Origin of the sequence: Scytonema sp. PCC 10023 (assembly GCF_963920835.1) — a bacterium.
In the GTDB taxonomy this organism is placed as follows: domain Bacteria; phylum Cyanobacteriota; class Cyanobacteriia; order Cyanobacteriales; family Nostocaceae; genus Kalymmatonema.
In genome coordinates this window covers 1-11,643 of the sequence record NZ_CAWUDP010000174.1, presented here as the reverse complement: position 1 = coordinate 11,643, position 11,643 = coordinate 1, and the positions used below count along the sequence as shown (strand labels likewise).

The window sequence follows — 11,643 nt, the reverse complement described above, 5'->3', positions numbered from 1 at the left end:
TTTTCTTTTAATTCTTTTATTCAGAATACCCGGAGAGTGACAGAAGAGGGATAAGTTTCCCTTCAATTGGACGATGGAAGACTGCCTTAACAACACCAACCTTGGGAACTTCCAGACAATCCCCCACAACTTTAACATTCTGAGGATATTGAATTGATTGTTTATGGTGTTTCGCTTTAAATCTAGGAAACTTAGCCCGACCCTCAAAGAAATTAGTGTAGGCTTTGTTCAAATTGATTGCTACACACTGCAAAACAGCCGAATAACAATCTTCTTTCAACCAAGGATGTTCTACTTTTAATTGCGGCAAATAAGCTTTGTATACGCTCAGCTTTAATGACTTCCCGGTTTCTTCATAGTGCTGGATACAAGCATTTAAGGCGTAGTTGTAATACCATCTTGCACAACCAAACGACTTGGCTAGAGCTATTTCTTGTTCAGTTGTCGGATATAGTCTGACCTTAACTGCTTTCAACACTTTTAATCACCTCCTTCTTGCATCTATGCTAGCATAATTGAGGAGATACTGAGGAGATTTTATAAAAAATGATTATTTAAGAATAAGAATGAGTAAACGTAGAATGGATAAACTTCGCTTATATGCAACTATGAAAGATACAACAATGACTCATGTTATTGAAGACCTCATTGACTCGTTAAAAATCCCGGAGATTAACAAAAACTCGGACACCCCCCGAACGCGTTAACCGACGGTCAACATAGATCGGGGGTGTACCTCGTTTTTGTCCGGCTATTCATCCCACACCTCCCTGCGGGTAGGATGTGGGGCTTCTAGCCGTTCAAGCTAACCTAAAAATAGGGTTTCAAATTTAATCTGACCAGAGTAATAAAAGAGCGTTACTCGCTCCTCATGCGTTTTTAATAAACAAGTATATGAAAAGACGTAATTCAATCCGGTATTACTTAGTTCTAGCTGTTGTTACCACTTCGTTGTGTGTCCTTAGTTCACCTGTGCTGGCGAAACTTCCTCCCTCGCCTGCGCCCCCCGTTTCGTCATCCGCACAGCAACAGGGGAAAGTGCTGTACGACGCTGGACGATATGCCGAAGCGGTGCAGGTTTTGCAGCAATCTGTTCAGCAATACCGAACGCAAGGAGATACCCTCAGACTTGCTGCAACCCTAAGTAATCTTTCCCTTGCTTACCAGCAACTCGGCGCGTGGACTGAGGCAAAGCAGGCGATCGCCCAGAGTTTAAATATTTTGGGATATCAACAGCAGGAGATCAAGGGACAAGGGGAGATGAGGGAGATGAGGGAGATGAGGGAGATGAGGGAGCAAAATATTTCTACAGCCCAAATTCTTGCCCAAAGCCTTGATATACAAGGCCGTTTGCAACTGGCGACGGGACAAACACAACAGGCTTTGACAACTTGGCAGCAGGCTCAAAAGATTTATAGTAAGGCTGGTGACGCGAATGGCGTAGTGCGATCGCACATCAATCAAGCACAAGCATTGCGAACTCAAGGCTTCTATCGTCGTGCAGAAAAAATACTACAAGATGTTTATAAAATTTTACAATCCCAACCAGACTCCTTAGAAAAGACAGTGGGGTTGCGATCGCTTGGTGATATCCTCCAACTTGTGGGTAATTTGAAAGATTCCCAAAAGGCAATACAGCAAAGTCTAGAAATTGCCCAACGCCTACAATCTCCAGCAAATATTGGTGCAAGTCTTTTTAGCTTAGGAAATAATGCTCGTACACAGCAGCAAAAACAACAAGCGATTGACTTTTATCAACAAACAGTTGAGATTTCCCCCTCACCTTTAACAAAAGTCCAAGCGCAACTCAATTACTTAGACCTTCTGATTGAGGATCAACAATCAGCACAAGCCGAAACTCTCATACCTTTGATTCAATCCCAACTCAACACACTCCCCGCCAGTCGTTCTGCTGTCTACGCCCGGATTAACTTTGCTCACAGCATCGCCAAATTAGGCATGGAAGAGACAAGGGAGAGCAAACAAATAACTTCCTCATCCTCCTCATCCCCCTCATCCTCCTCATCCCCCTCATCCTCCTCATCCCCCTCATCCCCCTCATCCTCTCCACCCCAACTCCTCGCCACCGCCGTCCAACAAGCCCGCAATTTGGGTGACAAGCAAGCAGAAGCATATGCTTTGGGAAGTTTAGGTGGTTTGTACGAAAAAACTGGGCAGTGGTCGGAGGCGCAAAACCTGACCCAACAGGCGTTACTATTGGCACAAGCAAGCAATGCACCGGAAATTGCTTATCGATGGGAATGGCAACTCGGAAGGTTACGAAAAGCACAAGGAGATGTCAAAGGAGCGATCGCGGCATATGATGCTGCTGTGGATACTCTGCAATCTCTGCGCAGTGACTTGGTGGCGGTTAAACAAGATGTACAATTCTCTTTCCGAGATAGTGTAGAACCTGTTTATCGAGAATCAGTGGAATTACTGCTGCAAGTGCAACAAGCGCAACCTGATGAAAAAACTTTAGAAAAAGCTCGCCAGCGGATCGAAGCACTGCAACTGGCAGAACTAGATAACTTTTTTCGGGAAGCTTGCCTACAAGGTCAGAAAGTGTTGCTTGACAAAGTGGTAGACCAAGATAACCCCACTGCTGCCATTCTTTACCCGATTATTCTTCCCGACGAATTGCAAGTTATTGTTAAAATTCCTAAACAACCCTTGCGGCACTACAGCACCAAAATTAGCCAAGCAGAAGTCGAAAAGATTGTCGGCGGAATGCGGCAAAATCTTGTCCAACCATCTGCCATTAAAGCATTCAGAACGCAGTCACAACAGGTTTACAATTGGTTGATAAAACCAATTGAGTCCGAACTGCAAAGAAGTGGGGTAAAGACTTTGGTGTTTGTACTTGATGGGGCGTTACGCAATATACCGCCTTCTGCCCTTTACAATGGTAAGGAATACTTGGTGGAGAAATATGCGATCGCCCTTAGCATAGGGTTGCAACTTCAAGACCCCAAACCACTAGTGCGACGGCAGCTCAATGCTCTCACCGCAGGGCTTACTCAACCCCCTCCAGGATATAGCGAATTTGCACCCTTGCCTGCCATTAAGAGAGAATTAAACCTGATAACCCAAGCCGGAGTCTCAACAACTAGCCTTTTGGATCAGCAATTCACCAAACAAGCTTTGGAAAGCAAAGTCAATGCTGTTTCCTTCAATATCTTGCATCTGGCAACCCATGGTCAATTTAGTTCGCGCGCTGATAAAACCTTTATTTTGGCTGCCAATGGTCCAATCAACGTCATAGATTTCGACAGTATTCTCCGCAGTCGGGATGAAACCAAACCAGAAGCAGTGCAACTATTAGTTTTGAGTGCCTGCCAGACAGCAGCAGGAGATAACCGTGCGGCGTTGGGTTTAGCTGGGGCTGCTGTCAAAGCGGGGGCACGCAGTACTGTAGCATCCTTGTGGCAGATTGATGATGAATCAACAGCACAGTTTGTTGGTACTTTTTATAAACAGTTGAAGAATGGCAATATTACCAAAGCTGAAGCTCTTCGCCTTGCTCAGCTACAACTGTTAAAACATCCTAACTACAACACACCCAGCTTTTGGTCTGCCTATGTACTTATTGGCAATTGGCTTTAACGCTTCAAAGGAAGTCCGCACCCTCAGGCTCTGCCAAAGTGGGGTAGTTGACGATTGCGTAAATTTCATGACTGCGATCGATAAATATCTAAGAGAGGATTCATCACCGGGGACTTAAACTATGACGCGCACCACCCATGAGCCAGAAGATTTTGCCTTAACGTTACCTATAACGCAGGCAGCTCGCACAACTGCCCAGCAGTTTGCTTCAAACCAGCCTACTCCTGAAAAAGCCGAACAAGTCCGGCTGAATACCCTTTGCGTGTGGGTGGTGAATGACTACTTGGAAATTATGGGTATTCCCACTAACCTAACAAGCAGTGACAGTTGGAACCCAGTTATACGTTTGTGTGCCAATATAGCAGACTTGGAGTTGCCAGGAGTGGGTCGTCTAGAGTGTCGCCCCGTGAATATTTCTCAACAGATGTGTTACATTCCTCCAGAAACCTGGGAAGAAAGAGTTGGTTATGTCGTTGTCCAAGTAGATGAATCGCTTGAGGAAGCAAAGCTTTTGGGGTTTGTTGGCAATATGGCAACTGAAGAACTACCTTTGAGTCAACTCCAACCCTTAGAAGATTTAATCGACCACCTCGCAGAACTCAAACAAACCCCAGTCAGGACTTTAGTGAATTTGAGCCAGTGGTTTACTGGTATCTTGGAGAACGGCTGGCAAAGCGTTGAATCGATATGGAACCAGCCACAATTTAGACCAGCTTATGCTTTTCGCAGTGGTGAGACTCTTGAGCAAAACGCTGCCAACCAAAATGATGTACTCACCAGACGGGCAAAGTTGATTGATTTGGGAATCCAAATTGCCAACCAACCCGTCATGCTTATTGTAGAAATTAGACCAGAAGTTGACCAACAAACTAGCATTCGTGTGCAGTTGCACCCGACTGGTAATCAAATTTACTTAATCCCTAAAGTACAACTGACGGTGCTGGATGAGTCTGGAGCAGTTTTTCTGGAAACTCAAGCTAGAAGTGCTGATAACTACCTACAGTTACAGTTTAGAGGTGAAAGCGCAGAGCGGTTTAGCGTTAAGGTGACACTCAATGATGCAAGTGTCACAGAACATTTCGTAATTTAGTCATTGGTCATGAGTCATTGCATAGTGTCACCAGAAAAGAAAAACAACTGACAAATGACAAAGGACACTAATTATGAGCAAGTTAGTGGTTTTAAAATTTGCCGATGGTAGCTTTGAGCAGGGGTTTCCCGTTACGCTACAGATCGGTGAAGAAGGTGAGCGTCCCTCAACTGAAATAACCGGGAAGTTACCTGCTGCGGTAGAAATGCCACTTTACTATAGCCACTGGCAGTCTAGCTATCGAAGGCTAAGCAATCGTTACCGCTTGTCTGCTGACCAGATGCAGGTAACAAATGTATCCATTACCCAAGACTGCGATAATATTGCCCATATTTTGCGATCGCGCTTCAATACTTGGCTGCTAACGGAAGAGTTTCGCCCGATTCGGGAGAAATGGCTGGAAAAATTGCTACCAACGGACGAAATACGGGTAATTTTGCAAACAGAAGATAGTCAATTGCAGCGGTTGCCCTGGCATCTCTGGGACTTGCTAGAACGCTATCCTAAAGCGGAATTTGCTTTAGCATCGCCAACATACGAACGAATTCCTTTAAGGAAAACACTTAACGATAAGGTAAACATTTTAGCAATAATCGGTAATAGTCAGGAGATTGACACTGAGGCTGACCGTGCTTTGCTAGAACACTTACCCAATGCAGATCTTCGCTTTCTGGTAGAACCCCAGCGCAAGGAATTAACTGACCATCTGTGGGGGAAAAGCTGGGATATTCTTTTCTTTGCTGGACACAGTTCGAGTCAGGGGAAAGATGGAACTGGGCGCATATACCTGAATCAAACTGATAGCCTCACCATTAGTGAATTAAGGTACGCTCTCAGAAAAGCCGTGGAATGTGGGTTGCAATTAGCAATTTTCAACTCCTGCGATGGATTAGGACTGGCGCGAGATCTGGCTGATTTACAAATCCCGCAGATGATCGTCATGCGCGAACCCGTTCCAGATTTAGTCGCACAGGAATTCTTGAAGTCTTTTTTAGAAGGGTTTGCAGGTGGTGAGTCCTTTTACCAAGCAGTGCGGGATTCTCGGGAACGGTTGCAAGGTCTTGAGGATAAGTTTCCCTGTGCGACTTGGTTACCAGTGATTTGCCAAAATCTCACACAAGTTCCTCCTTCTTGGGTGGATATTACAGGTAAGGTTGAACTGCAACCGCCAAAACTTACGCCACCTCAAAGCGCGCCTCCACCCAAATTTGCTGTAGCATTGTTGTCCTCGGTGGTGATGACTGCCTTAATTTGCGGGCTGAGGTTTTTCGGGCTACTGCAAAGCAGTGAACTCCAAGCTTTTGACCAGATGATGCGCTTACGTCCCTTCATCCTCCATGAAATACCTGATCCACGTCTGCTACTGGTGGCGATTGATGATCAAGATATTGATGCTCAGCGGCGAAACGGTGAGGATGTGAATGGCAAATCTCTCTCAGACAAATCTCTCAATAAACTTTTGGAGAAACTCCAGCAGTACAAACCCCAAGCAATTGGCTTGGATCTCTATCGAGATTTTAAAGCTGAACTCCCAGATTTAACCACTCGTCTTAACCAGACTGAAAACTTGGTTGGAGTTTGCAAAAATAGCGACGCCGCAACACCTGTTAAGGGTATTGCGCCGCCACCGGAAATCCCACAAGAACGCTTGGGATTTAGCGACTTCATTCATGATCCTGATGGCGTGGTGCGGCGACATCTGCTGTTTATGAACCAGGAACCTGTCTCTTCGTGTCGTGCTACTTATGCGTTCTCAGCCCAGCTGGCATTCCGTTATTTGCTTGCTGTTAAAGGAATTCAACCAAAGCTAACTTCTCAAGGAGATTTACAGCTTGGCAATACTATCTTTCCTCGTCTAAGCTCTCGTACTGGCGGATATCAGGGAATTGATGCCAATGGTGGTCAAATTTTGCTGAACTATCGTTCCTCAAACAAGATTGCCGAAGAGGTGACGCTGACACAAATCTTATCAAATCAGGTTAATTCTAGCGCCATCAAAGACCGAATTGTCCTGATTGGTGTTGTAGCTAAAGGAGAGTCTCGTGACTATTGGGCGACACCATATGAATATCAGTTTGATAAGCAAATGCCAGGAGTTTTTGTACAAGCGCACATGGTCAGTCAACTCCTTAGTGCTGTCCTAGATAAACGTCCGTTGCTACAGGTTTGGTCATTGTGGAGTGAGGTCATCTGGATTTGGGGTTGGTCTGTGGTAGGAGGAGTTCTTGCTTGGCGGGTGCGATCGCTCCCCAGATTGGCAATCTTAGTCATTGTCTCCTCTGGAGTTCTCTACGTACTGTGCTTTGGTGTACTTATCCACGGATATTGGGTGCCGTTTGTACCTTCAGCTTTAGCACTAGTGGGAACGCTTTGCGTCGTTTTATTTGAAAATTCAAATTCAAAATTCGTCCTACTCCAAAAATAAAGCAGAGGGTTCCCCTAATTATGAAAAATAATTGCGACTTTCTTAACCCTAAAAATGATTACCAATAATTCTTTCTGTTGGAGACGCACTCGCGTTAGCGAACGCGAGTGCGTGTGCCTTTGGCACTCAACTTCTTCGCAGGAGGCACACAATCCAAAATCCAGATACCATAATCTAAAATCCAAAATGGTATAAGGTTGTGCATTTTATTTTGTCTCCGTCCCTAGTTAACAATTAATAGTCAACAGTTAAAAGCGATTTCTAAAAATGATTTCATATCCGATGAAACTGGTTTTAGCAGTGACTCTTGCCGGCTGCTTCAGTTTGCTGGGTAGCATAACGTGGGTTATGGCTGAGTCCCGTCAACAAACAGCAACTGAGCACTCCAATTCTTTATCACAGTCAAAACCGTTAGCAACGACTTCTCGTAAGGAACCTTTGCGCCTTGTCTTACCTCCACTTCCGCCAGGACAGCCTCCAGGGGGTCGCCGTTATGGGGGAGCAAGAAGGGGTACGTGTCCAGTTGGTAACCCTGCACTTACTGCTTTAGTCCCTTTAACAGAGCAACCAACCTCGATAATGAATGTCTGGGGATTGACTACAGTAGAACGCCCGACTTTTTGGTTCTACACACCCTACGCCAAAGGTTCTAGCTACCCCGCTGATTTTGTGCTGCTTGATGAGGAATCAAATCCGATCTACCGCCAGGATATAGTCCTACCAAGTGAACCCGCAGTGATCAGCGTTTCTTTACCTACTACTGCTCCTTCCCTGAGTGTAGGCAAACAATACCGCTGGTTCTTTAATGTTTACTGCGAGAACCAAAAGCAACAAGCCCCTATTTATGTTGAAGGAGTCATACAACGAGTCAACTTAAAACCGGCGATCGCCCAGCAACTCCAACAAGCACAGCCAAGACAGCAAGTTGCTATCTATGCCAGCAATGGAATATGGCACGAGGCATTAACGACACTAGCACAACTGCGTCAGAACAGTCCGCAAGATGCAACTCTTCAGCAAGAGTGGCAGGATTTGCTTATCTTTGTCGGCTTGAGTGACATTGCTGCAAAACCGCTTTTGCTGAAGAATTAATCCCAATTTCCTTAATTGAAGGGTCGTAACTCAGCTTTGATCCTCTCGCCAATGGAGGTAGCTTCAAGGCGAATCTTATCAGGGTCAACCGTGAGCATCTCGCGTTTGTGCATGAGAACTTGCCCATCCACAATAACCGTATCAACATCTTGGGCATCTGCTGTGTAAACCAGATGCGAAATGACATCGTAAAGTGGGGTCAGGTGCGGTTCTTTGAGCTGCACTTGAAGCAGATCTGCTTGCAGTCCCACCTTAATCGCGCCAATTTTATCTGCCAAGCCGAGTGCTTCTGCGCCGCCAAGTGTTGCCATACGCAACACTGTCTTGGCAGGTACAGCAGTGGGGTCGAGCGTTGTCGCTTTATGGATGAGAGCAGTGAGGCGGATTGCCTCCCACATATCAAGATCGTTGTTTGATGCAGCTCCATCCGTGCCTAGACCAACCTTAACTCCCGCTTTTACCATCGCTGGAATCGGGGCAAAGCCAGAAGCCAGCTTCAAATTGGAGTCAGGATTATGGATAACACCAACACCGCGTCTCGCCAGCAGGGCGATTTCACTTTCGTTAGGCCATACCACGTGGGCGGCAAATACGCGCGGCTCCAGGAAGCCGAGATTTTCCAAGTGTTGCACTGGGGTCGCGTTATAGCGCTGCTTGATGTCTTCCACCTCGGTTTGTGTCTCCGCCAAGTGAATTGTCAGCGGAACCTCGTATTGCCGCGCAGCCGCAATAGCCTGTGTTAGGTGCTCCGGCGAGACAGTGTAGGGAGCATGGGCAGCAATGGCTGGTGTGATACGTGGGTTCTTGCCCTTCCAGCGTTTCACGAAATCCACTGCCGTGGCAAACGCATCATCCCACCCTTGGAAACCAGGGCTGGGGAAATCTATTGACGACGGTGCAATGATGGCGCGCAAGCCGCATTCATTAACCACTTCGCTGGCGACATCTGGCTTGAAGTACATATCAACAAACGTCGTCGTTCCGCCGCGTATCATCTCCCAGCAGGCAAGCTGTTCACCAACACGGACGAAATTTTCGTCAACGAACTTCGCTTCTGCCGGGAAGATGTAATTCTGGAGCCAATCCTCCAACGCTAAGTCGTCCGCAAGACCGCGAAACAGCACCATTGCCGAGTGAGAGTGACCGTTGACAAGACCCGGCATCAGCACCATGCCCTCACCTGGAAGCGTCCTGGCTGCTGTGTAAGATGCCAAGATCTTGTCTCTGGTGTCCACGGCAATAATTTTGCCGTCCCTGATGGCGACCGCGCCATTCTGAATGACGGGTTGTGCCTCGTTCATGGTAACGATGAAATCACCGCCCACAATCAGTTCTACGTTCTGCTTCCCTTGAGCCCCTGGGTTATAATTGCTCTGAGCGATGACTATCTGAGCGAAAAAAACAAGAAACGTCGTACAGAGGACAAGGATTAATAGCTTATAGTATTTTGAAAGCTGGCGTTTCACACTATCATCCTTATTTTATTTTTACTCCGAGCGGTCTCATCTGTCCAATTGCTAACTTACAATTAGACAGACTCCCTGATAGTACCCTTTACGGAGTTTGAGACTGAAAATCTCAATCATACTTAACAGCCTCTTAGGAATGCTCGTCAATACAAGCTTTTAATTTTTCAGCCAGAACTGGTGATGCCATTATGGATAGATGATCACCAGGAACCTCATAAATTTCCATTCCTCTTGTGCAACACAAAACTTACACAAATCGCTCAAGTCAAATAACTCGAACTTTTTGAAGTTTGCTTCCTGCAACGTCTGTGGTGAGACGACTCTACTCCTGTCCACAGGCGTTGATTTCGCGCTTGCCCTCCGGGTTCGCAGTCGCTTCAAGCCGGGGAACCCGTCCAACGCGCTGCTCACCGCACGTATTTTATCTAAAGAAACGTTATTTAAATTAATCGCCGCATTTAAGTCACGACATTGAACGTGTCCGCATCCAGCGCCACACAAATACACCCTTTCTGATAAAGGCATTGGCTGCACACTTCCACATTTAGAACACGTCTTAGAACTTGCAAACCACCTATCAATTATCTCTACTTTCGTCCCATAAAACGCCTCCTTATAAGTCAGCATCCTACGAAACTCGTATAAGCCTAAACTAGAGATTGCTTCTGACAGCTTGTGATTTGCTATCATTCCAGAGACGTTAAGATCTTCTATCCTAATCCGGTAATATTTTCGACTAATATCGGTTGTCGTTTTCTGAAGAAAATCTTTGCGGATATTAGCAATATGAGCGTGAGATTTTGCTATTTGACCAAAGTAGTTTTTAGCTTTGTTAGACGCTTTCAACCCTTTACGGCGATTGCCTAATTGTTTATTACGATTGCGCCACTGTTGCTTGTTCAGCTTGGTTTTCGCTTTCTTTAAGCTCATAGGTGCTTGTATCGTTGAACCATCAGACAAAGTTGCAAACGTCTTGACACCTAAGTCTATCCCAACTGATTCAACTTCATGAATCAAAGGAGGAACTTTTTCAATCTCTAGGGCAAAAGAAACGAACCACTTGTTCGCAGTCCTAGAAATAGTAAAAGATTGACTAGAACACAAAAAAGGTATCGGTTGCTGAAGCCTAAACTCACCCAAACTCGGTATTGTAATTCGCTTTCCTGGGTGCAAAACTTGCCGATTTGTGAAAGGTAGCATTGGTTGTCCCTTTGCTGGATAGATACCTGTTTTTTTAAGAACAGTAAAACTATCCCCTTTCTTTTTGGTCTTCATTTGAGGGAAACCAGCTTCTCCTTTACGCCACTTATCAAGAGCTTTTGCTACATTTCGTAACGCACTAGAGTAAATAGCTGAAGGATACTGCTGCATCCATAGGTAATCTGGATTTGTTTTTACATAGTTGGTAAAAAGTTTCAGGGTAGCTGCTAAGCGCTTAGAATCTCCTGCTTTTATTCCTTCAAAGTTCCAAGAGCTATTGACATCCTCCCGCCGCTAACCTGGAGTACCAGGTATAGCGGGGGATTCCAAAGATTGCTCTTTGGGTTTCCTCTTTCTGTGAGTTGACTTGCTTGGAGGAGTTTCCTCTCCCAAGTATTGGTCAGTCTCTCCAGAGGCGTTAGTTCCGATGTGACCCACCGTACTTAATGCTTTTTCCAGTATGTTTCGTGCAGCGTTCCAGTCTCTATCTTGGGTATGCCCACAATGGTGACAAGTATGCGTTCTAGTACTAAGAGACTTCTTGACAACCTTCCCGCAATTAGAGCAATTTTGACTAGTATAGTGGGGCGGAACGGCAACCGTGACCACACCAAATACTTTTCCAAAATACTCAACCCATGTACGGAACTGAGTCCACGCTGCATCAGAAATGGATTTGGCGAGGTGTCTATTCCTTACCATGTTTCGCACCTTCAAGTCCTCATACGCCACGAGGTCGTTAGACATCACTACGCACCTTG

At 45.8% G+C, this 11,643-nt stretch carries 8 protein-coding genes; 4 read left to right on the top strand and 4 right to left on the bottom strand.

Annotated elements, in window-relative coordinates; translation table 11 throughout:
• Window positions 1-16: 16 nt before the first annotated feature.
• Window positions 17-478 (bottom strand): RNA-guided endonuclease InsQ/TnpB family protein, encoded by a 462-nt coding sequence (locus tag ACM0OZ_RS46105; RefSeq protein ID WP_414589677.1) that lies wholly within the window; start codon window positions 476-478, stop codon window positions 17-19.
• 416 nt (window positions 479-894) lie between these two features.
• On the opposite strand from ACM0OZ_RS46105, the gene ACM0OZ_RS46100 reads away from it, so the two are divergent.
• From ACM0OZ_RS46100 to ACM0OZ_RS46085, 4 genes are all read left to right on the top strand, one after another.
• A complete protein-coding gene (locus tag ACM0OZ_RS46100) occupies window positions 895-3,606 on the top strand; it encodes a CHAT domain-containing protein (protein WP_414589676.1) in 2,712 nt (903 codons plus the stop codon).
• Between the two features lie 121 nt (window positions 3,607-3,727).
• A complete protein-coding gene (locus ACM0OZ_RS46095) occupies window positions 3,728-4,696 on the top strand; it encodes a DUF1822 family protein (RefSeq protein WP_414589675.1) in 969 nt (322 codons plus the stop codon).
• Window positions 4,697-4,769: 73 nt separating this feature from the next.
• Window positions 4,770-7,121, top strand: coding sequence for a CHASE2 domain-containing protein (locus tag ACM0OZ_RS46090; protein ID WP_414589674.1), 2,352 nt, complete (start codon window positions 4,770-4,772; stop codon window positions 7,119-7,121).
• A gap of 267 nt (window positions 7,122-7,388) precedes the next feature.
• Window positions 7,389-8,213, top strand: coding sequence for a DUF928 domain-containing protein (locus ACM0OZ_RS46085; RefSeq protein WP_414589673.1), 825 nt, complete (start codon window positions 7,389-7,391; stop codon window positions 8,211-8,213).
• Between the two features lie 11 nt (window positions 8,214-8,224).
• Here ACM0OZ_RS46085 and ACM0OZ_RS46080 read toward each other — a convergent pair whose 3' ends face one another.
• The 3 genes from ACM0OZ_RS46080 to ACM0OZ_RS46070 all read right to left on the bottom strand — a co-directional run.
• On the bottom strand, window positions 8,225-9,679 hold the full coding sequence (locus tag ACM0OZ_RS46080; RefSeq protein WP_414589672.1) for an amidohydrolase: 1,455 nt from the start codon (window positions 9,677-9,679) through the stop codon (window positions 8,225-8,227).
• Window positions 9,680-9,868: 189 nt separating this feature from the next.
• Window positions 9,869-11,101, bottom strand: coding sequence for an RNA-guided endonuclease InsQ/TnpB family protein (locus tag ACM0OZ_RS46075; protein WP_414589678.1), 1,233 nt, complete (start codon window positions 11,099-11,101; stop codon window positions 9,869-9,871).
• A 75-nt stretch (window positions 11,102-11,176) separates the two neighbouring features.
• On the bottom strand, window positions 11,177-11,643 hold a 467-nt coding region (locus ACM0OZ_RS46070; protein ID WP_414589671.1), incomplete at its 5' end, for an RNA-guided endonuclease InsQ/TnpB family protein.